At 72.7% G+C, this 21967-nt stretch carries 17 protein-coding genes; 3 read left to right on the top strand and 14 right to left on the bottom strand.

The genetic code is table 11. The annotated features are described in order from the left end of the window. The first annotated feature begins 24 nt into the window (after window positions 1-24). Entirely contained in the window at window positions 25-2754 is a 2730-nt protein-coding gene (locus IO30_RS0125315; protein ID WP_234321782.1) for a helix-turn-helix transcriptional regulator, read from the top strand. Here the strand turns inward: IO30_RS0125315 and IO30_RS0125310 are convergent. From IO30_RS0125310 to IO30_RS0125275, 8 genes are all read right to left on the bottom strand, one after another. Then, window positions 2751-3581 (bottom strand): PaaX family transcriptional regulator, encoded by an 831-nt coding sequence (locus tag IO30_RS0125310; RefSeq protein WP_031146469.1) that lies wholly within the window; start codon window positions 3579-3581, stop codon window positions 2751-2753. The genes IO30_RS0125315 and IO30_RS0125310 overlap by 4 nt on opposite strands. A 112-nt stretch (window positions 3582-3693) precedes the next feature. Then, on the bottom strand, window positions 3694-4497 hold the full coding sequence (locus tag IO30_RS0125305) for a maleate cis-trans isomerase family protein (protein WP_031146467.1): 804 nt from the start codon (window positions 4495-4497) through the stop codon (window positions 3694-3696). Window positions 4498-4505: 8 nt separating this feature from the next. Continuing rightward, window positions 4506-5411, bottom strand: coding sequence for a fumarylacetoacetate hydrolase family protein (locus tag IO30_RS0125300; protein WP_031146465.1), 906 nt, complete (start codon window positions 5409-5411; stop codon window positions 4506-4508). A gap of 119 nt (window positions 5412-5530) precedes the next feature. Beyond that, window positions 5531-6643: a cupin domain-containing protein gene (locus tag IO30_RS0125295; protein WP_031146463.1), complete on the bottom strand. Its 1113-nt coding sequence runs from the start codon at window positions 6641-6643 to the stop codon at window positions 5531-5533. Beyond that, window positions 6640-7707: a carbon-nitrogen hydrolase family protein gene (locus IO30_RS0125290; protein ID WP_051902573.1), complete on the bottom strand. Its 1068-nt coding sequence runs from the start codon at window positions 7705-7707 to the stop codon at window positions 6640-6642. The genes IO30_RS0125295 and IO30_RS0125290 overlap by 4 nt, the downstream gene beginning before the upstream one ends. A 12-nt stretch (window positions 7708-7719) precedes the next feature. Then, window positions 7720-10038, bottom strand: a complete 2319-nt coding sequence (locus IO30_RS0125285; RefSeq protein WP_031146460.1) for an oxidoreductase — start codon at window positions 10036-10038, stop codon at window positions 7720-7722. A 102-nt stretch (window positions 10039-10140) separates the two neighbouring features. Further along, window positions 10141-10638, bottom strand: a complete 498-nt coding sequence (locus IO30_RS0125280; protein ID WP_031146458.1) for an acyl-CoA thioesterase — start codon at window positions 10636-10638, stop codon at window positions 10141-10143. A gap of 96 nt (window positions 10639-10734) precedes the next feature. After that, window positions 10735-12357: an AMP-binding protein gene (locus IO30_RS0125275; protein ID WP_031146456.1), complete on the bottom strand. Its 1623-nt coding sequence runs from the start codon at window positions 12355-12357 to the stop codon at window positions 10735-10737. Between the two features lie 332 nt (window positions 12358-12689). Between IO30_RS0125275 and IO30_RS0125270 the strand changes: the two genes are divergently transcribed. Continuing rightward, complete coding sequence (locus IO30_RS0125270; RefSeq protein WP_031146454.1) at window positions 12690-13394, top strand: phosphatase PAP2 family protein; 705 nt, start codon at window positions 12690-12692, stop codon at window positions 13392-13394. Between the two features lie 7 nt (window positions 13395-13401). On the opposite strand, the gene IO30_RS0125265 is transcribed toward IO30_RS0125270, so the two are convergent. The 5 genes from IO30_RS0125265 to IO30_RS0125245 form a co-directional block, all read right to left on the bottom strand. Continuing rightward, the gene (locus IO30_RS0125265) at window positions 13402-14409 is read right to left on the bottom strand and encodes a LacI family DNA-binding transcriptional regulator (protein ID WP_031146452.1); all 1008 of its coding nucleotides are present in this window, start codon (window positions 14407-14409) and stop codon (window positions 13402-13404) included. 176 nt (window positions 14410-14585) lie between these two features. Then, complete coding sequence (locus IO30_RS0125260) at window positions 14586-16451, bottom strand: glycoside hydrolase family 3 N-terminal domain-containing protein (protein ID WP_308443086.1); 1866 nt, start codon at window positions 16449-16451, stop codon at window positions 14586-14588. A gap of 257 nt (window positions 16452-16708) precedes the next feature. Next, window positions 16709-17764: a tartrate dehydrogenase gene (locus IO30_RS0125255; RefSeq protein WP_031146449.1), complete on the bottom strand. Its 1056-nt coding sequence runs from the start codon at window positions 17762-17764 to the stop codon at window positions 16709-16711. Window positions 17765-17821: 57 nt separating this feature from the next. After that, window positions 17822-18715 carry a LysR family transcriptional regulator gene (locus IO30_RS0125250; RefSeq protein ID WP_031146447.1) on the bottom strand — a complete coding sequence of 298 codons (894 nt, stop codon included), beginning with the start codon at window positions 18713-18715 and terminating at the stop codon, window positions 17822-17824. A gap of 3 nt (window positions 18716-18718) precedes the next feature. Next, entirely contained in the window at window positions 18719-19567 is an 849-nt protein-coding gene (locus IO30_RS0125245) for an MBL fold metallo-hydrolase (RefSeq protein WP_031146445.1), read from the bottom strand. Window positions 19568-19679: 112 nt separating this feature from the next. Between IO30_RS0125245 and IO30_RS0125240 the strand changes: the two genes are divergently transcribed. Then, on the top strand, window positions 19680-21182 hold the full coding sequence (locus IO30_RS0125240; RefSeq protein WP_031146443.1) for a carboxylesterase/lipase family protein: 1503 nt from the start codon (window positions 19680-19682) through the stop codon (window positions 21180-21182). Here IO30_RS0125240 and IO30_RS0125235 read toward each other — a convergent pair. Then, a complete protein-coding gene (locus tag IO30_RS0125235) occupies window positions 21159-21947 on the bottom strand; it encodes a class I SAM-dependent methyltransferase (RefSeq protein ID WP_037895090.1) in 789 nt (262 codons plus the stop codon). The two genes, IO30_RS0125240 and IO30_RS0125235, sit on opposite strands and share 24 nt — an antisense overlap. Window positions 21948-21967 lie beyond the last annotated feature (20 nt).

Raw genomic sequence — 21967 nt, 5'->3', positions numbered from 1 at the left:
TACGCGGAAGTAACGTACACGGCCGTGACCTCATCGAAGACCGTGCGCAAGCCGCCCCCGCTCTACGGCCGGAGCAGTGAACTCGCCGCCCTGGACACCCTGGTGAGCCACCTGGGACACGGGCGCGGCAGCACGCTCGTACTCGAAGCACTACCCGGCCTCGGCCGGACCGCCCTCGTGCGGCACGCCATGGACGGCTACGGCGACGGGCCCGTGCTGTACGCGTGCGCCGCGCCCGCCGAACGGCCGCTGCCCTACAGCGGTCTGCACGCCCTGTTCTGCTCGGCCCCCGGGCTGCTGCCCGCGCAGGCCGCCGACGCCCTGCGTCCCGGCCTCGCGCCCACCGCGCTCCTCGGTCTGCTCCACACCCTCGGAGCGCGCCGTCCGCTGCTGGTCTGCGTCGACGACGTCCATCTCTGGGACCGCGACTCCCGAGCCGCGCTCGGCTTCGCCGCCCGACGGCTCGAACCGGGCCACAGGGTCTGCGTACTCCTGACCGAAGGCCAGCACCTGCGCGAGGACGCCCACTTGGGCGGGCTCGCCCGCCTTCGGCTCGGCCCGCTCGACGACCACGCCGCGACCGCCCTCATCGACCGGCTCACCGACGGCCGGGCCGCTCCCGCCGTACGGGAGGAACTGCGGCGCGAGGCTGCCGGGAATCCGCTGGTCCTCAGTGCGGCGGCCGGCCGGCTCACCCCGGAGCAGTCGGCCGGGCGAGCCCCCCTCCCCCGCCCGCTGCCGGGGACCGAGCGCTTGCTGGAGTCGTACACGGCCCTCCTCGACCCGTTGCCCGGGGACACCCGCCTGTTGCTGCTCTTCGCCGCCGCAGCGCAGGAGCACGAACCCCACGGCTCGGGAGCGGATCCAGCCCTGCTGACCCGCGCCGGGCAGGCGGCCGGGCTCGACCCCGGCCTGCTGGAACCCGCCGAGCGGGCGGGCGCCGTGTACGACGACGGCGTACGGATCCGCTTCGCCCATCCGCTGCTGCGCACCGCGCTCCTGCGCCGCACCCCGCTCGCCCGCCGCCGCGCCGCACACCTGCTGCTGGCCACGCTCCTCGACGGCCCGGACCGCACGCTGCCGCGTCTGGTCCAGCTGGCCTGTGCGGCGGACGGCCCCGATCCGGCGCTGGCCCGGGCGCTGGTACGGGCAGCCGTCGCCCCCCGGCCGTACGCGGAGCGGTCCGTGGCGCTGGCGCGCTCCGCGCTGCTCTCTCCCGACGAGGCCTTGCGCGGCGCCCGGCTGGCCGCCGCGGCGGAGCAGGCCTGGCTCGGCGGGGACCCGGCCAGGGCCCGCGACCTGCTGGCCCAGGTGCGCATCGTCCCGGCGCCCGGTCGCGCCCACCACGTGCGCGGGCTCCTCGCCCTGCGCGACGGGCCGGTGGCCGACGCCCGGGAGGCGTTGCTCACGGCATCGGCGCTGCTCGCCCCGTCCGATGCCGAGCGGGCCGTGCAGGCCCTGCTGGGCGCGACGGAGGCCGCCTGGGCCATGGGGGACGTGCCCGCCTGCCTCGACGCGCTCCGCCGGATACCGGCGCCGCAGCCCGACCCGGCGCTGGAGCGGTACCGGGCGGGGCTGTGCGCGGTGTTCGGCGAGGGGCTGCGGCGGGAGGGCCTGGAGCTGCTGCGCGACCGGCCCGGCTCCGAGGCCGCCGCCGATGCGGCCGCGCTGCTGCGCACGGCGGGAGCCTCGCTCGTCCTCGGTGAGATCGACGCGGCATGCCGGGCCGGAGCCCGGGCGCTGGCCGCCGTCCGCGTCCACGGGCCGGAGTCGCTGCTGCCGCAGGTGCTGGAGCACCTCGCGTACGCCGAACTGCGGGCGGGCCGGCACGCGCGCGCCCGCGCCCATGCCGAGGAGGGGCTGCCGGCCGCCCACCGGCTCGGCCAGCGGAACAAGGCGGCCGATCTGCACGCCGTACTGGCCCTCACGGCCTCCGTGGAGGAGGGTGCTGCCTCGTGTGCCGAGCATGCGCGGGCCGTGGCGTCGGTGGCCGGTCCGCACGGCCTCGCCCAGGCCGCGACCCTCGTCACCTGGGCGCTCGCCCGCGCTGACCTGGCCGGCGGTAGATCCGCTGAGGCCGCCGCACGGCTCCTTCCGCTGGTCGGTCCCGGGCCACTGCGCGGTCACTTCGCGGCCCGGATGCTGCTGGTGCCCTGCTTCGTGGAGGCCGCGGTGCTCGCGGGCGGAGGGGACCGGCCCGCGGCAGTGGCGGCGGTCGAGGAGTTCGCGATGTGGACCGCCGCGACCGCCGACCCGCAGGCCCCTGCCCAGTTGGCCCGCTGCCGGGCCCTGCTGGCGCCCGGCCAGGAGGCCGCGGCCCGGTACCAGGAGGCGCTCGCCCATCACGCCGGGGCGGGTGGCGCCTTCGAAGGCGCCCGTACCCGACTGCTGTACGGGCAGTGGCTGCGCAGGCAGCGCAGGACCCGGGAGGCGCGCGGGCCCTTGCGCGACGCCCTGGTCGCCTTCGAACGCTGCGGCGCCCGGGTCTGGGCCGAGCGGGCCTCGGGGGAACTGCGGGCCGCGGGCGAGGCGGTACCGGTGGACGGCGGCACCGGGCCGCTGGTCCGGCTGACTCCGCAGCAGCAGCGCATCGCCCGGTGCGTGGCTCAGGGTGCGACGAACCGGGAGGTGGCGAGCCGGCTCTCGCTCAGCACCCGCACCGTCGACCACCACCTGCGGAACGTCTTCGCCCTCCTGGGCGTCCGTTCCCGGCTCGACCTGGCCCGCCTGGTGGACCGCGCCGACGCGCCCTAAGCGGTCTCTTCCAGGCCGGTGACCTGCTGTACGTGCCGCAGGCTCGGCGTGGCGAGCACCTCGTGGAGCTGCTGGAACATCTGGCGCGCGGCCACCGCGTTCCAGTCCGGCGGAAGCAGCTCGCTCGGCAGACCGGGGTCGAGGTAGGGCAGCCGGCGCCATTGGGTGAGCATGGGCACGTAGTGGCGGAAGGCCTCGGCGCCGTCGGTCTCGGGCTGCTGCGCGAGTCCCGCGGCGACGGGACCGTAGGCGTCGGTGAACGTGGCGTACTGGTCCTGGATCGCCGGGAAGTCCCACCACGAGCTGACCGTCCCGGGCAGGTCGCTGAAGGCGGCGTAGTCCGCGGCGAACAGGTGGACGTACTCGCTGAGCCCGCGCCGGACGAGCATGTCGCGGGCGTCGCCGAGGAGCCGGCCGGGTGCCAGCCACACGCCGGGGGCGATGTTGCCGAAGCCGAGCCAGGTCAGCCGGGTGCGCAGCTGGTAGCGGTACGAGCGCTCGGACTCCGGTACGGAGAAGACGGCCATCGCCCAGCCGTCGCTGAGCTTCGCCGGTTCCAGGCTGCCGAAGATGCGCCGGTCGCCCTCGTCGAACACGGGGTGCGCGGCCGGGCTGAGCCGGTAGCCGGTGGCGCCGCGGCGTTCCGGTTCGAGGACGCCCTTCTTCTTGAGCCGGGAGATCGCCGAGCGCGCCGCCGGGCCGTCGACGTCCAGCTCGGACATCAGGGTGATCAGGTCGGCGACGGAGATCCAGCCGCCGAGGCGGCGCGCGAACGCCCCGTAGACCGTGTTGATCAACGAGCTGGGCCTGAGGGGACTGTCCGCCATGATCGCCTTCCGTCGTCTGCGGTCGCGATCCTACCGAGCCCGGCGGACGGGACACCGTCCAGGTCCAGGTCACGGCGGGCCGGACGGCCGACGACGGGGCGGCGCGGCGGCGTCACGGCGCGGTGGGCGACTGCCGCACCGGCGGCGACTGCGCGTAGGCGCCGGACAGGAGGTGGCCCGCGCCGGGGGCCACGGCCGGGAGGTCCAGGGCGCGCAGCATCTGGTGGGCGGTGCACACGGCGGCCGAGACGACGGGCTTGCCGAGGAGCTGTTCGGCTTCCTCGATGGCGCCCAGTGAGGGCATCTGGACGCAGGCGGAGAGCACGAAGGCATCGGCGTCGGCGTGGTCGAGGGCCTGGGCGAGGCCGGGGAGGCGTGCGGGGTCGTGTGCGGCGACTTCGAGGTTGTCGGGGATCTCCAGCGCCTGGTAGTCGAGCACCTCGATGCCCTCGTGGGTGAGGTAGTCGACGACGGTCCTCGTCAGCGGGCGCATGTACGGGGCGATCAGGGCGATCTTCTTCGCCTTGAGGGTGTGCAGCCCGTGCACGAGGGCTCCGGCGCTGGTGACGACGGGGGCGGGGGCGCCGTTCTCCACGGTGCGGACGTGCAGGCGTTCCTCTGAGGTGCGGTGGTAGCCGAGCCCCATGCTCATGATGGCCACCAGGCAGGCGTAGCCCAGGACGTCCACGTGTGCGTCGGAGAGCTCGACGGCGCAGCGGTCCGAGTCGGCGTCCATGGCCCTGAGCTGTTCCGGGGTGACGTGGGTCATCCGCATCCGGCTGGAGTGGAAGGTGAAGCGTTCCGGCGCGACGGTCTCCCGGGCGCGCAGGATCGCGGGGACCTCGGTCTCCATGGTGACGTTGGAGCTCGGCACGATCTGGCCGATGCGGTAGGTACGGGGGGTGCGGGGGGACATGTCGCTCCTCAGCGGGCGTCGACGACGGGGTTGGTCAGGGTGCCGATGCCTTCGACGGTGGCCTCGACGGTGTCACCGGGGTGCAGGAACTCGGGCGGGACCATGCCGGCGCCGACGCCCGCGGGCGATCCGGTGGCGATGACGTCCCCGGGCTCCAGGGTGACGCCGGAGGAGATGTCGGCGATGAGGCGGGCGATGGGGAAGAGCATGTGGCGGGTGTTCGACTTCTGCTTGGTGACGCCGTTGACGCGCAGCGAGAGGTCGAGGTCCATCGGGTCCGGTATGGCGTCGGCCGTGACGACCGCGGGGCCGAAGGGGGCGTAGGAGTCCTGGCCCTTGGAGAAGAACCACTGGCCGGAGCGGCGCTGGTCGCGGGCGCTGATGTCGTTGACGATGCTGAAGCCGAAGATGTGGTCGTACGCGTCCTCCTCGCTCACGCGGAAGGCGGTGCGGCCGATGACGACGGCGAGTTCGCACTCCCAGTCCAGCTGGGTGGTGAGGTCGGCGTTGTGCAGGATGGGTGCGCCGGGGCCGGTGACGGCGGTGGCGGGCTTGCTGAAGAGCACGGGGCGCGTGGGCCGCTCCTTGTCGGTGTCCAGGCTGCGGCTGGACTCCTCCACGTGCTCGACGTAGTTCAGCCCGACCCCGATGATCTTGCCGGGGCGCAGCGGGGCGCGCAGGGAGACGGTCTCCATCGGGTGCACGGCCTCTGCGGGCCAGGCCGCGGGTCCGGCGGCCAGCAGGCCGCGCGCGGTGTCCTGGGCGGCGGCGCCGGCCAGGATGAAGGAGAGCAGGTCCAGGGGCAGTTCCACGCCGGCCTGATCGGCCAGGGTGGCGAGGTCGACCACGAGGTCGTCGACCTGCGCCCCGAGACGTACGGGGGCGTCGTTGAGGGTGTAGCTGACCAGCCGCATGGGGGCTCCTAGCGTTCGAGGGGAAAGGTGCGCACGGGGACGGTGCGAAGGGGAGGGGCGGTGCTCCGCCGCACCGGCGCCGGTGTCAGGGCCGGCGGCGTCCGGGGCGGCGGAGCGGTTCAGGCGGTGGGCTGGTGCCCGCCGTTGTCGGTGTACGCCTCTTCGCGGTGGAAGCCGAGCGAGCGCATGACGGGGAAGTCGTTGAAGGAGAACAGGCAGGCGTCCTCGGACTCGTCGAGGTTGCGGTGTTCGTGCCAGGCCCAGGAGGGCACGCAGAACATGTCGCCCTGCTGCCACTCGAAGCGCTGTCCGGCGATCACCGAGACACCGCGCCCCTTGGCCGCGGTGTAGATCACCGATCCGGTGTGGCGGTGCGCCCGGGTGGCCTGGCCGGGGCGCAGGAGCTGCATGTGGGCGCCCATGGTCGGCATGACGGAGCCGCCGGTGACCGGGTTGGTGTACTCGGCTATGACGCCGTCGTACGGGGAACCCTCGGTGGCCTTGGCGAGGCCCTGCAGGGCCGCGTAGGTGGGCTCCCAGGGGAAGGCGAGCAGCGGCGAGTACGGGCGGGTCCACTTCTCCACGCCGTACGGCAGCAGGTTCGCACCGTAGGTGAGCACGGAGGAGTTGATGACCTTTCCCGGGGTCTGGTACAGCTCGGGGTGGACCTCGTAGAACCCGGCGTCCAGGGCGTTGACGAGCGGGATGTCGAGGCCGTCCTGCCAGATGACGGGGGCGTCGTCGGCCTCGTTGCCGTGCTCGTGCCAGGTGCCGTTGGGGGTGATCGCGAAGTCGCCGGGGCCGACCCGCAGCTTCTGCCCGTCGACGATCGTCCAGGCGCCGGTGCCCTCATGGACGAAGCGCAGCGCGGCCGCCTGGTGGCGGTGGGCGGTCATCGCCTCACCGGGGCCCATGATCTGCAGGCCGGTGTAGAGGAGTCCCACGGCGGCGCTGACGTCCTTGCGGCCGGGGTTGACGAGCATCACGACGCGGCGGCCGGCGTCGTCGGCCTTGACCAGGTCGAGGGCCTTGCGGACCAGCGGCCGCAGTTCGCTGTAGCGCCACAGGACGGGTACGGACTTCGGCTGCGGGTACCAGGGCTCGATGTCGTTGGCCACGGTCCACAGCGCGCCGGCTTCGAGCTGGGCGAGTTCGCCGTAGAACGCGGTGAGTTCGGGCGAGTCGGACACCCGGGCTCGGCCCAGTCGGCTGTCGTCGTACTCGGTGGTCATGCGTCCTCCTTCGTGATGCCTGTGGTGTCGGTGTCGGTTCCGGTGTCGGTTCGAGAGGAAGGGGATGGGGCGAGCGAGAAGGGCGACGGGGGCGGCGGCGGGTCCGTCGCGAAGGTCACCGGGGCCTGCGGGCGGTTGTCGACGTGGAGCTGGAAGACGTCGAAGCGGTTGTAGTGGCCGACGATGTCGTGCATCTGCTTGGGCTGGATGCACCTGGCCAGGTCGATCTCGGCGTACACGATGCCCTCGGTGTCGATCAGCGGCTCGGTGACGGGCCGCCCGTCGGGGCCGAAGATGCCGGAGAGGGCGCTGCGGGGGCGGGCGAGCATGCGGCGCACGTCCTCGTCGTCGCCCGCGACGGCGTCCACGATCTCCGGGGAGATGGTGGAGCAGGCCACGACGGAGAAGACCTTGCCCTCGAAGCTGTGGGCGGCGGTGCGGACCGCGATGGCGTCCGCCATGTCGTAGTCGGCGGGTGCCACCGGCAGGGCGATGTAGCAGGAGGCGTGGACCAGTTCGCCCTGTGCGAGGAGGGTGAAGCGGGCCAGGGTGTTGGTGTTCTCCCCGCAGGCGAGGGCGCCCAGCGGGCCGACCGGTGTGGGGTGGACCTTCAGCGAGCTGCCGTCACCGCCGGTCCAGGTCAGCTTCTCGGCCCAGGTCGGCACGAGCTTGCGGTGGACGCCGAGGAGTACGCCGTCGGGGCCGATGGTGAGCAGGGTGTTGTAGAGGACGCCGAGGCTGTGCGGGCCCCGTTCGTTGACGCCGATGACGAGGACGATCCCGTACTGGCGGGCGGCCGCGCACAGTTGGTCGACGTACGGGCCGGGCACGTCGATGGCCGAGCGGTAGAGGCGCTCGAACCAGGGCGAGCCCTGGACCGGGTTCATCGTCCAGTTCCAGTACGGGTAGCCGGGGACGAACACCTCGGGGAAGACCACCAGTTCGGCGCCGCCGGCCGCCGCCTCCGCGATGAGGGCGACCGTCTTCTCCACGGTCGCCGCGGCGTCCAGGTACACGGGGGCCGCCTGCACGGCCGCGGCGGTGAAGCGTGGCAGATTGTCCATCGGTCCTCCAGGTCAGCAGGCGGATACGGCTGCGGTCGCGGCAGCGGGAAGGCGAGGGATCCAGCGCTGGTGCACCGGGGCGGACGCCTCGCGCAGGAGCTGGAGCCGCGGCGCGACCCGGTCGGTGCGCGCACCGGGCGGGCGACCGCTGCCCGCCCGCCAGGAGGCGGGCCACGGCGCCGCCGGGCCGCTGTAGCCCTGGGCCGCGGCGGCGTGCAGGGTCCACAGGGGGTCGTGCAGCTGCGCACGGCCGACGGCGCACAGGTCGGCCCGGCCGGCCAGGATGATCGAATTCACGTCGTCGTAGGTGGAGATCGCGCCGACGGCGATGGTGGGGACGTCCGTGGCGTTGCGGATCAGGTCCGCGTACGGGGTCTGGTAGCTGCGCCCGTACGCGGGCCGCTCATGGGCGACGACCTCGCCGGTGGAGACGTCGATGGCGTCGGCTCCCGCCTCGGCGAGCGCGCGGGCGATCCCGACCGCGTCGGCCTCGGTCAGGCCGCCCTCCGCCCAGTCGGCGGCCGAGATCCGGACGATCAGCGCCTTGCCGGCCGGCCACACCGCCCGTACGGCGCGCAGCACTTCCAGGGGGAAGCGCAGCCGGCCGGCCAGGCTGCCACCGTAGGCGTCGGTGCGGTGGTTGGTCAGCGGGGACAGGAACCCGGACATCAAGTGGCCGTGGCCGTACTGGAGTTCGACGGCATCGAATCCGGCCCGGTCGGCTCGCTGGGCCGCGCGCACGAAGTCCCGTACGAGGGTGTCCATGTCGGCGCGGGTCGCCTCGCGCGGCACCGGGCTCCGCTCGTCCCACGCCAGCGGGGAGGCGGCGATCGGCGGCCCGTCGGCGTGGGGCGCCGCGCGGCGGCCGGCATGGGTGAGCTGGATGCCCAGGCAGGTGTCGGGCCGGCCGTGGACGAAGTCGGTGATGTGGCGCCAGGCGGCCTCGTGTTCGTCGGTGTACAGGCCGGGGCAGCTGGTGGTGGCGCGCCCGCCGGCGCTGACGGCCGTCATTCCGGCGAGTACGAGGCCGCTGCCGCCGAGGGCCTGGGTGCTCAGGTGGACGAGGTCGAAGTCGCCGGGGACTCCCTCGCGTGCGGTGTACAGGGCGGTGGGCGGTACCACGACCCGGTTGCGCAGGAGCAGCCCGCCGATCCGGAAGGGGCGGAACATGGGCGGCACGGGCGAGGAGGCGTTGACGGCGGTGGTGAACTCCTCGTCGCGCACGCGCAGGTTGTCGTAGGTGACGCGGCGGCTGCGGGTGAGGAGGTTGAAGGCGAACTGCGGCGGCTCCTGATCCGTGTAACGGCCGATGTTCTCGAACCATTCGAGGCTGGCCTGGGCGGCCCGCTGGGTGGATTCGACGACCGGCCGGCGCTCGGTCTCGTACGCGGCGAGCGCCGAGGTCACGTCGGAGTGTTCGTGCAGGCAGGCGGCCAGCGCGAGCGCGTCCTCCATGGCGAGCTTGGTGCCGGAGCCGATGGAGAAGTGGGCCGTGTGGGCGGCGTCGCCGAGCAGGACGACGTTGCCGTGGCGCCAGGAGGCGTTGCGGACGGTCGTGAAGCGGATCCACTTCGAGGCGTTGGGTATCAGGCGGTGGCCGTCGAGGTGCTCGGCGAGGATCTCCTCGCACCGCCGCACGCTCGCCTCGTCGCTCTCGCCGCGCGCGAACTCCCGGTCGGCGAGGACTTCGAAGCCCGCCCGGCGCCAGTCGTCCTCCGCGATCTCCACGATGAACGTGCTGCGCTTGTCGTCGTAGGGATAGGCATGGACCTGGATGCTGCCGAAGTCCTGCCTCTCGACGATGAAGGTGAACGCCTCGAAGACGCGGTCGGTGGACAGCCACATGTAGCGGCAGTGACGCTCGTCCAGGTCGGGGCGGAAGCTCGACGCGTACGTCTCGCGGGCCGTGGAGCGGATGCCGTCCGCGGCGACCACCAGGTCGTAGCCCGCGGAGAGTTCCCCGACGGGCGGCGCCTCGGTGCCGTAGTGCACCTCCACCCCGAGGTCCGCGCAGCGCTTCTGCAGGATCTCCCGCAGCCGGTTGCGGTCCAGGGCCGCGAAGCCGTGACCACCGGATACGTGGACGTCGCCGCCGTAGCGGACGTCGATGTCGCTCCACCGGGCGAACTCCGCGGACATCGCCGCGAACACGGCGGGGTCGGCCTGCGCGATGCCGTCCAGGGTCTCGTCGGAGAAGACGACGCCGAAGCCGAACGCGTCGTCGCGGGCGTTGCGCTCCCAGACGGTGATCTCCCACTCCGGTGAGAGCTGCTGGGCCAGGGCGGCGAAGTACAACCCGCCGGGCCCTCCCCCGATGACTGCTACACGCACGGTGTTCCTCCTAGTGGTTCCGGAAACAGAATATGTTGCATATTTAGCGGTCGTCAAGAATCCGGCACATCCGGCACGGCGCGCGTACCTCGTCGCCCCGGGTCACGCGAAGAGCTCGGGGGCCTGCGGACCGGCCTTCGTGAGGACCTCCCGCACGTCATCGGGCCAGGCGGTGGATCCGCTGGCGCGCGCGGCCGAGTGGGCGATGACCATGCGCCCGGTGGCGGCGGGCTCCTCCCCCTCGCCGTGGACGGTGAAGGCGTAGTGCAGGGAGCTGGCCCCGACCTTGGTGACCTTCAGCTCGGTGCGGACGGTCTCGCCGAACCACAGCCGGGCCCGGTAGTCGGCCTCGAAGTGGACGCGGGGGGTGCTGCCGAAGAGGTGGGCGAGGCCCAGCCTGCGCAGCAGGACCGCCTCCGCCGCCTCGACCCAGCGCACCACCGTGGAGTGGTGGTAGTGGCCGGCCGCGTCCGTGTCGGGCCATTCGACGCGCCGCTCGACGACGACGCTCGGCAGGTTCTGCGCGAGGGCTTCGGGGCATCCTGCGGCGCAGCTGTCCGTGGCCGCGGGATCCGCCTGCCGCGGGCTGGATGTGTCCATGATCGTGCCTTTCGTTCGGCAGCTGGGGGTGACCGCACGGGGGTGTGGCCGCACGGGGGCCGCCCGGGAGCCGGGGAGGAGTGCCGGGGAGGGGTGCTACGGGGTGTGCTGGGCGAGCTTGCGCAGCTCTGCGCGCTGGAGCTTTCCGTTGCTCGTGCGCGGGAGGTCGGTCACGAACTCGACGGCGCGCGGGTACTTGTAGGGCGCGACGGTCCGCTTGACGTGATCCTGGAGTTCCTTGACCGTCGCCGCGTCGGGCGCGACACCGGGGCGCAGGACCACGTACGCCTTGACGAGCATCCCGCGCCGCTCGTCCGGGGCTCCGACGACCCCGCACTCCTCGACGTAGGGGTGGGTGACGAGCGCCTTCTCGACCTCGGGACCGGCGATGTTGTACCCGGAGGAGACGATCATGTCGTCGCTCCGGGCCACGTACCAGAAGTAGCCGTCGGCATCGCGGATGTAGGTGTCGCCGGTGATGTTCCAGCCGTTCCTGACGTACACCGTCTGGCGCGGGTCCTCCATGTACCGGCAGCCCGTCGGGCCGGTGACCGCGAGGAGGCCGGGCTTCCCGTCGGGTACGGGCCGGCCCGCCTCGTCGACCACCCGGGCCCGGTATCCGGGGACGGGCCTGCCCGTGGAACCGGGGCGGATGTCGGCGTCGGACGCCGAGATGAACACGTGGAGCATCTCGGTGGCGCCGATTCCGTCGATGATGCCGAGCCCGGTGGCGGCGTGGAACTCCTCCCACACCGCCGCGGGCAGCGCTTCGCCGGCGGAGACGCAGCGGCGCAGGCCGGACAGCTGGTGCACCGCACCGGCCACCATGATCGCCCGGTAGGCGGTGGGGGCCGTGAAGAGCACGGTGACCCCGTGCTCCTCGACGAGGTCGGCCAGCTGCTGCGGCGCGGCCTGTTCGATCAGCAGCGTCGCCGCGCCCACGGAGAGCGGGAAGACCACCAGTCCCCCGAGCCCGAAGGTGAAGGCCAGGGGCGGGGTTCCGGTGAAGACGTCGTCCCGGCGGGGCTGCAGGACGTGGCGGGAGAAGGTGTCGGCGTTGGCCAGGACGTCGCGGTGGAAGTGCAGGGTCGCCTTCGGCCGTCCGGTCGTCCCCGAGGTGAAGGCGATCAGGGCCACGTCGTCGGCCGCGGTGGCGACGGTGGAGAACCGCCCGTCCTTCGCGGCACACCGCGCGACCAGGTCCTCCTCGCCCGGACCTCCGTACGCCAGCACGGCCGGGCCGGAAGTGCCGGTGTCGGGGAGTTCGTCGAGGTAGCGGTGGTCGCACACGGCCACGGCCGGCCGGCTGATCCCGTAGAGCTCCCCGAGCTCACCGGCGCGCAGCAGCGGCATGGTGGTGACGGCGACACCGCCGGCCTTCAGCACGCCGAGCCATGTGGCCACGAGCCAAGGGTTGTTGGGGCCGCGCAGCAGCACCCGGTTGCCGGGGACGAGGCCGAAGTCCTCGGTCAGCACCTGGGCGACCTGGTTGGCGCGCTCCAGCAGGTCGCCGTAGGTCCAGCGGTCCGTGGGAGTGAGCAGGCAGGGCCGGTCGGGCCCCCAACGCCGGACGGCGTCGTCGAGTAGCCGCTGGGCGCAGTTGAGCCGGTCGGGATAGCCCAACTCCGGCAGGTCGAAGTGGAGTTCGGGCCAGAGGGCGAAGGGCGGGAGGCGATCACGACAGAACGTGTCGACATGAGCAGACGGGGAGAGCTCCATGGGGCGGCACCTCAATCTCGGGGCAGCGGGGAGAGTGAAGCAAGTATCGCGCTAATCTTGCGACCGTCAATGACGCGGCATAATTGATTTTGTTCACAGCGCGTCACGCAGGCCCGCCCGCCGACGCCGGGGCGCCACCCGTCCGGTCGCCGTCGTCGTGTTGTTACACGTGTAACATGCTAGGCACCGCCCCCAGGGAAGTTCAAGCATTTCGGACAAAAATCCCGAACCGCGAACTTCTGGATCTGCCCCGGCGCTCCTGTCGCGCCGCACGTCCCCGCACGACACACAGATACGGGCTGCCGGCACCGCCGCGGCCGCGAGAGGCTCTCATGTCCGGTATCCGGGTAGCTCCCCCGTCCGCCCCGGCCCCTCCCAGGCACCGCCGGCCCACACCGGCTCCCCCACGAGGCGGCGTACTCCCGCTCGGAGTCTTCTTCCTGCTGGTCACCTCGGCACTGGGCATCGCCGTCCACGCGCAGCCCGGCAGCCCGCCCTTCCAGGGGCTCGACGAGCGCTGGCTCGGCTTGATGACGGGTCCGCACGACGGCCCCTACGCCGCCGTGGCAGCCGCCTTGAACTGGTTCGGGGGCCCTTTGGGCGTGGTCGTCCCCGTCGGCCTGCTGATCTTCTTCACCGTGCGCAAGCGCTGGTGGTCACTGTCCTACCTGCTGACCGCCTACCTGCTGGGCGGCACGGCCTGCGTGCAGGTCATCAAGCACCTGGTGGACCGGCCCCGCCCGGAGAACCCCCTGGTCCGGGTCGACCACGGGTCGTTCCCCTCGGGGCACGCCGCAGGGGCCGCGCTGATCGTGGTGATCGTGGGCGCCCTCCTGGTACCGGCCGCGCGGCGGCGCGCATGGTGGATCTCGGGGGCGCTGTTCACCGTCGCCATGATGTGGAGCCGCACCTGGCTGTACGCCCACTGGCTCAGCGACACCGTGGCGGGCGCCTCGGTCGGCGCCGGCACCGCGCTGCTGCTCTGGTGGCTCTTCCGGCGGGCTCTGGCCCGGGAGGGCGCCGCCTCCCGGGACTGAGGGCTCCTCAGGAGCTCAACCGGTGCACCAATTCCGCCTCCACGCCCGGCACCGCGGGCGCCGCACCGTGCTCGATCAGCGCGTGGAGGGTGTCGGCGATCGTTGCCGCCGCGGGCAGGTGCAGGCGGACCGTCGTGAGCGGCGGCTGCTGCAGACCCGCGAGGACGAGGTCGTCGCAGCCGACCACGGCGACCTCTTCCGGGACGGCCACGCCCTCACTGCGCAGGGCGTGCATGAGGAGAGCGGCGTACTCGTCGTTGAAGGCGAAGACGGCGTCCAGGCCCAGGTCCTCCCAGCGCGCGGCCAGGTCCGTGGCGGACTCGCGCGTGTAGGCCAGCTCGACCGGCCGGACGACGGCCATGTGCCGGGCGGCGACGCGCCGGGCCCCGGCCAGCCGCGGCGCACCGAAGGCGTCGAGGCCGCGCTCGCGCGGCATGACCACACCGATCCTGCTGCGTCCACGGGCGATGAGGTGCTCCACGGCCACCTCGCCGATGCGCCCGTGGTCGAACGCGACGGTGTGGACCCCGTCCACGGGACGGGCGGCGACGGCGAGCAGCCCGCGCACACCGGCGCGGCGCAGGACGCCGGCGGCCTCAGGGGTGAGCCGGTCCCCGTTCATGGCCAGCACCGCCGCGGGCCGCAGCTCCGCCCACGCACGCGCGGCGCTCGCAGCGTCCGGGAAGCGGCCCGTGTGGAGCACCGTCGTGTAGCCGTGGCGGTCGAGTTCGCTCTGCAGGTCGTCCACCCAGCCACTGACCAGACTGCCGATCGCGGAGACCGACGCCGGCAGCAGCACCAGGTCGCTGCGCCCGGCGCGCAGGGAGCGGGCGGCGGCGTGCGGCACGTATCCGAGGTCCTTGGCCGCGGCCAGCACGCGGGCCCGGGTGCCGTCGCTGACCCGGTGGCCCTGGGTGTCGTTCAGTACGAAGGACACGGTGGCGCGGGACACCCCGGCGAGGCGGGCCACGTCCGTACTGGTGATGGAGGCGGCGCCGGACTTTTCTTCGGCCATGGCGTCCCCCCTCGCTCGCTTTTGCGGCCCGGCGGCCGCTTCGCCTCCAAGGTTACACGCGTCACCGAGGGGCTGGGCGTGAGCCGCCGACCGGGGGTGGCCGCCGTGCGGCGGTCACCCCCGGCGGAGCCGGGTGGTCGGCCGGTCCGGTCGGCCGGTCCGGTCAGCCGGCCCGGTCAGCCGATGCGGAGGCCGTGCCCGTGGGGGAAGAGGGGGTCCCCGGAGTCGTTGGGCACGTCCTCCTGCCCCGCGACGACGCTCTCCATCGAGCGGGGGAGCTCGAAGGGCAGCCGTCCTTCGGCCGCCACCCGGCCGAAGAGGACATCCAGCAGTGCGGTGTCCGAGGCGCCGAAGTCGGCCACGAGGGCTGCCGCCCGCTCCGCGATCTCGGGTATGACAGCCGCCCGGTCCAGGAAGATGTCGACGACGGCCGGTACGGCGGAAGCGACTTCGAGCACGGGCCGCAGCTCGTCCTCGGTGAAGTCGAGGCGGCCCGCCCGGAAGAAGGATTCGAAGCCGGTCGTCCGCTCCTTGTCGTACGGGGCCGCGATGCGCAGGACGGCGACATCGGCCTCCTGCGGTGTCTCCACGACGGTCGCGTACCGTGCCGCGACAGCGGGGTCGACGCCTTCGGTGTAGATCCGGATCCCGGGAGCGAGCGGCAGCAGGGGGTGCGCGGCGTCGCCGGCACGGTCCTTGAGGACGGTGATCGAGCGGCTCTGCGCGGCGAGGCCGGCCGCGGTGAACTCCGGGTTCCCGCAGATCCGTGCGGCGCCGTCGGGGTCCACGTACGGATCGTCGAAGAGGCCGAGGAGGAACTTCTCCCTCAGCAGCCGCGCGACGGAGCTGTCGATGCGTTCGGCCGTCACCCGGCCGGAGCGGACGAGTTCCACGATGAGATCGGGGGCCGCCTCACCGCCGAGCTGGTCGGCTCCGGCATCGAGGACGAGCTCCACCCGGCTGAGCCGGTCCAGGTGCTCCACGCCCCAGGCACGGGCGGGGAAGGGGCCCCCGAATATCTGCGTGTCGGTGACCAGGCCCCAGTCGGTGCAGATGATCCCGTCGAACCCGTACTTCTCGCGCAGCAGGCCGGTGATGACGCCCTTGTTGAAGCCGAAGCCGACTTCGTCGTAGGGCGTGCCGACGGGCATCGCGTAGTACGGCATGACCTGCGAGGTGCCGGCGGCGAAGGCGGCTTCGAAGGGGATGAGGTGGTAGTCGAAGTTGCCGCCCGGGTAGACCTGTTCGCGTCCGTACGGGAAGTGCGCGTCCTCGCCGTTCAGCTGCGGTCCGGCGCCGGGGAAGTGCTTCGTCATCGCCGAGACGCTGTCTCTGCCGAGCACCTCTCCCTGGAGCCCCCGGATGTACGCGGCGACCAGGCGGGCGGCCACTTCGGCATCGGAGCCGAAGGTGCCGAGGACGCGGGGCCAGCGGGGCTCGGTGGCCAGGTCCGCCGTGGGGTGCAGGGCGAGGCGGATGCCGACCGCGAGGTACTCCTGACGCACGATGTCGGCGTGGCTGCGCACGAGTTCCTCGTCGTCCACGGCGGCCAGGCCGGGGGGTTCCGGCCACAGGGAGAACCCCTCGGTGTGCACGCTCGCCGCGGGATTGTCGACGAACCCGTTGCGGGGGTCCGTGGAGACGGTCACCGGGATCCCGAGGCGCGTCGTGGCGGCCAGGTCCTGAAGGCGGTTGTTCCACTCGGCCATGCGGCGCGGGGCCGCCGCCCCGAACAGGTTGAAGTGGCTCATCAGCTTGCCGGTGACCATCGCGGAGGTGGAGGCCCGCATGGGGTCGTCGTCGGGTGCGCCCGGCTCCGGTTCCACGAGGGAGCCGTCGGGGTTGATGGTGATCATGGTGTGGAAGAGGAGGCCGGCCTTCTCCTCCAGCGTCATGCGGGCCAGGAGGTCCGCGACCCGCTCGGCCACCGGGAGCCGGGGGTCTTCATAGGGCTCCATGACGCCGTTGCCGTTGAGATCGCGGAACGGGGTGCCGTCCGGGGCGGCAAGGACGCGCGGCCGGGCCGCCGGGGTGTGTGCCATCGATTTCTCCTCCGGGCTTCGCTTCAAAAGGGGCGTGCGGACCGCCCTCCGGGACTGCGGGGTTCCAGACCGGGCACCCCACCGGCCCCGGGCACTCCCGCCGCACCCGGGGCCGGTACGCCGCATCCCCCCCAGAGCGGCGTCCCCAGCACGAGATTACACGTGTAACTCAGGAACGGACCCTGGATTCGCAGCCGATTCTTCGCGGCGCCTCAGACCACGCGGTGGCCACGCCGCCACACCCCGGCGGTGCCCTCTCAGAGGTGCTGGAGGAGGGTGGCGGTGAATTCGGCGGTGGAGGCGACGCCGCCGAGGTCGCGCGTGCGTACCGGGGTGGTGGCCAGGACGCGGGCGATGGCGTCGGTGATGTCCGTCGCGGCCGCGGGGTGGCCGAGGTGGTCGAGCATCATGGCGGCGGACCAGATCGCGCCGATCGGGTTGGCAACGCCCTGCCCGGCGATGTCGGGGGCCGATCCGTGGACCGGCTCGAACATGGAGGGGTGCTCGCCCCGCGGGTCGAGGTTGGCGGACGGAGCGATGCCGATGCCGCCGGCCACCGCCGCCGCCAGGTCGCTGAGGATGTCCCCGAAGAGGTTGGAGGCGACGACCACGTCGAAGCGTGCGGGGTCGAGGACGAACTTGGCGGCCAGCGCGTCGATGTGCTCCTGGTTGCACTCGACCGCGGGGTACTCGGCGGAACGCTCGGCCACCAGCTCGTCCCAGAACGGCATGGTGTGCACGATGCCGTTGGACTTCGTCGCCGACGTCAGGGGCCCGCCGCGCCCTTCGGCCAGGCGGAAGGCGAAGTCGAGCACCCGCGTCACCCCCGCCCGCGTGAACACGGCTTGCTGCACGGCCATTTCCTCGGGGAGCCCGCGGTTCATCCGACCGCCGATCTCGCTGTACTCGCCCTCGGTGTTCTCCCGGACGACGACGAAGTCCACCTCGCCGGGCACGGCCGCGCGCACCGGGCTGGGAAGGCCCTCGAACACGCGGATGGGGCGGAGGTTGACGTACTGGCCGAAGGCCCGGCGGATCGGGATGAGCAGACCCCACAGGGAGACGTGGTCCGGCACGCCCGGGTAGCCGACGGCGCCGAGCAGGATCGCGTCATGGCGGCGGAGCTGCTCCAGCCCGTCCTCGGGCATCATCGCGCCGTGGCGGAGGTAGCGCTCGCAGGACCAGTCGAACTGCTCGTAGGCGAAGGTGATGCCGTGGCGCTTCCCGACGGCGGCGAGGACCTCGCGTGCCGCCGGGAGGACTTCGGTGCCGATGCCGTCACCGGGTATGAGGGCGATGCTGTGGTCGGTCATGGTCCGCATTCCAGCAATCGGGCGCGGTCCGGGTCCAACACGTATCCCCGATGTGGCTCATAGGCCGTCCCTATGTGCCGCCGGGACGGCGATGTCCAGGAAGGCGCGGGCGGCCGGGGTCAGCTGCGCCTTGCAGCTCACGAGGACGTTGTGCTGGACGGAGGCCGGTTCCAGGTCGAGGACGAGGGCTCCGGCCCGTTCCGACAGGTCGGCCCAGGACTGCGTCACGACCGCCAGCCCGACGCCCGCGAGCACCAGGGGCAGGAAGGCCATGCGGTGTTCGCTCTCCACGGCGATGCGGACGTCGATGCCCCGGGCCGACAGGCCGTCGACGTAGGCGCGGATACCGGTCCCCCGCTGCCCGACGATCAGCCTGTGCCCTGCGAGCTGCTCCGCCCGCACGGCCCGCCCGGGCGGGAAGGGGCCGTCGATCGGGGTGATCAGGACGAGCCTGTCGTCTCCTACGTGGTGCGGCACGACGTCCCGGACCGGCAGCGGCGACGAGGTGCTCAGGAGCCCGAGTTCACAGCCTCCCGTGCGCACCGTCTCGACCACGTCCTCGCGGGTGAGGGCCACGCGCAGGCTGATCGAGACGGCCGGATACCGCTCGGTGAAGGCCTGGAGCACGGTGCTGAGGGGTTCGATGGTGGGCGAGGCCATCGCGGCGATCTCCAGGCGCCCGCCCCGCAGTTCGCGGACGGCGCCGACCGCCGCCCTGGCCAGCTCCAGCGCGTGCAGGGCTTCCCGCGCACGGGGTACGAGCGCCCTACCGGCCTCGGTCAGGAGCACCTTCCTGCCGGTCCGGTGGAACAGGCTGCTGCCGAGGTCGCGTTCCAAGGCCTGCACGGCCTGCGACAGGGAGGGCTGCGATACGTAGAGCGCCGCGGCGGCGCGGTTGAAGCCGCCCTGGTCCACGATGGCGAGGAAGTAGGTGAGCCGGCGGAAGTCCACGGTTCACCGCGGGCCGGCCGCGACGAAGCGCACGGCCGCGTCGCCGCCGCGCCGGAGCAGGCCGGCCGTGGGTGCGGGGAAGTGTGTGCCGATGACGAGCGTTCCGGTGTCGGCGTACCGCTCGACGAAGGCGCGGCGGGTGGCGGCTGCCTGCGCCGTGTCGGTGTCTGCGAGGGAGGCCACGTCCGGTTCGATGAACTGCACGGGGTGGTGCACGAGGTCACCGGTGATCACGGCGCGCTCCTCGCCGGATTCGACCACGACGGAGACCTGGCCCGGGGTGTGCCCGGGAGCGGCTTCCAGGCGCACGCCGTCGCACACCTGGTGATCGGCCGCGACGAGGTCGAGGAGGCCGGCGTCGGCCAGCGGCCGCATCGTGTCGTCGAGGTCCGCGTCCGCCGCGCCCGCCCAGTGCTCCCATTCCACGCGGGTGACCAGGTGGCGCGCGCGGGGGAAGGTCGGCAGCCATTTCCCTTCCACCCGGCGCGTGTTCCACCCGATGTGGTCGAAGTGGAGGTGGGTGCACACCACGGCGTCGATCGCCTCCGGCGGGTATCCGAGGGCGGTGAGGTCTTCGAGCCACGCCGAGTCCTGCATGCGCAGGAAGGGCACCGATGCCCGGGCGTTGCCCACGCAGGTGTCCACGAGGATCCGCCGCCCACCGGTGTCGACGAGCAGCCCGTGGACCGAGAGCACGAAGGTGCCGTCCGGCCTGCTGAAGCCGGGAGCGGGCCACGGGTACCTCTTCAGGAGCGCGGTGTCCTGCGTCCGCAGGGCTCCGGTGAGGGGCACGGTGATCTCTGCCTCCAGCACCTTGTGGATCACCGTGGTGCCGATGCGCCACGTCGTCATGCGAGCCTCCGCTCCTCGATGGATCGAATAATATTGACGTTCGCCATAAAATCGCAATAACTTGAGGTGGCCCAAGCTCTCGCTCGGATCCCGCTCCGGAAGGACGCACTGGATGGCTCTCGCCCATGACCGCACCGCGCCCGTGGTCCGCACCCGCTCGGGCCCGGTCCGCGGCGTCACCGAAGACGGCCTGGCCGTGTTCAAGGGCGTGCCGTACGCGGCGCCGCCCGTCGGGCCCCTCCGGTGGCGCCCCGCACAGCCGCACCGGGGATGGAGCGCCGTCCTCGACGCGACGGCGTACGGACCCGGTTCGCCGCAGGCCGTCCGCGAGGGCGATCCGGTACTCGGCGGACACGGCTTCCCGCCCTTCGACGAGGACTGCCTGACGCTCAACGTGTGGACGCCCGGGCCCGACGACGCCCGCCGTCCCGTGCTGGTCTGGATCCACGGCGGCGCCTTCATCTCCGGGTCGGGGGCGATGCCGAACTACTCCGGCGAGACCTTCGCGCGCGACGGCGACCTCGTCGTGGTGAACCTCAACTACCGGCTCGGGCCGCTCGGCCTGCTGTCCTTCGCGTCGGACGACGACGCCGGGTGCGGCAACCTCTGGCTCACCGACCAGCTCGCCGCGCTCCGTTGGGTGCAGGACAACATCGCCGCCTTCGGCGGGGACCCCGGCAACGTCACCGTCGCCGGCCAGTCCGCCGGCGCCCTGTCCACCGCGGTACTCGCGGGTCACGGACGTGACCGCCGGCTCTTCGGCCGGGCCGTCCTCCAGAGCGTCCCGCTCGCCATGCCCCTCGCCACGCCGGCCGAGTCCCGGGCCCGCACCGCCGCGTACCTGGAGATCGTCGGCGCGAAGGACGAGGAAGAACTGCGCACGCTGCCGTGGCCGCGCCTGGTCGAGGGCACTGCCGGACTCCTCGCGGCCACGGCGCAATGGGGGCACTGGACCGCTCCGTTCATGCCGGTGCTCGACGGCGGGACGGCGGCGCGGCAACCCGCCCTGAACCTGCTCGACGGTCCGGGCGCGGACATCGACGTCCTCATCGGCTGGACCGCGGAGGAGTCCGCCTTCACCTTCGCGCTGGGCGAGACGTACGCGTCGGCGGGCAGGGAACAGGTGCTCCGCCGGGCGCGGGACAGTTTCGGTGACGGCGCGGTACAGGCGTACGCGGCCTACGAGGCCGCCCGCCCGGGCGCGCGGCCGGTCGACGTACTGATCGACCTCAGCACCGACGAGCTGTTCCGGAAGCCCACCCTGGCGTTCGCGGAAGCGCGGGCGGCCCGGAGCCGCCCGGTCTGGGCGTACGAGTTCGCCTTCCCCACCCCCGCGCACGACGGCCGCCTGGGCGCCCCGCACTGCCTGGACCTGCCGTTCGTCTTCGACAATTTCGGCGCCTGGTCGCACGCGCCGTTCCTGGCGGGGATGGACACCCGGATCAGGGACGGGCTCGCACGTACGGTGCACCGGGCCTGGATCTCGTTCGTCCGCACCGGCGACCCCAATCACCCGGCCATGCCGCGCTGGGACCGCTACGACCGGCGGTCCCGCACCACGATGCGCTTCGACACCGTCACCAAGGCCGTTTCACAGCCCGCGCCCCACCGGTGACGGAGCCGCGGCCGGCTGCCGTACCTCAAGGACGAAGAAGAGGAAGCAGGTCTTGGTCGAGAGGGCAGAGAAGTCTTCGGGGAACAGCTCACGGGCGGCCGGGTCGGGCTGCGGCTCGCTGAGGGCGGAAAGACGGAAGCCCGCGGCGGTGAAGGCAGCCGTCATCTCGTGCAGGGGCCTGCGCCAGAACTTCATCGGGGCGGACCGGCCGCCGAACGACCACTCGAAGCTGTAGCTGGTGGTCGCGAAGTAGTCGGGCCGGGGTTCCTGGATCGCGTAGGCCACGAAGGGGTGGTCCACCGACACGATCAGCCGGCCGCCGGGCCTGAGCACGCGCCGTAGCTCGGCCAGCGTCGGCCCCCAGTCCTCCAGGTAGTGCAGCACCAGCGACGCGACCACGTCGTCGAACGCCGCGTCGTCGAACGGCAGGCGGTCGCGCAGGTCGACCACGTGCAGGGGCGCGTCGTCACCGAGTCGGCGTCTGGCCAGCGCGAGCATCCCGGCGCTGGCATCTATGCCGGTGACGACGGCGCCTCGGTCGCGCAGCTCGGCGGACAGGGCGCCCGCGCCGCAGCCGGCGTCCAGGATCCGGCGGCCGGTGACCTCTCCCGCGAGGGCCAGCATCCCGGGGCGTTCGTAGTACGCGTTGACGAGGCTGTTCTCGTTCTCCGCCGTGTACGCCTCGGCGAAACTGTCGTAGTCGTTCACCCGGGCCGGATCTGCGGACCCCGCGGGACTCTCGGGCACATCGGTTGCACGCTCCATCGTCGCAGCCTAGTAGTCAC

The organism is Streptomyces xanthophaeus, assembly GCF_000725805.1.
Taxonomy (GTDB): Bacteria; Actinomycetota; Actinomycetes; order Streptomycetales; family Streptomycetaceae; genus Streptomyces; species Streptomyces xanthophaeus.
The sequence above is the reverse complement of the archived record's forward strand: the minus strand, read 5'-3'. Positions and strand labels throughout refer to the sequence as shown.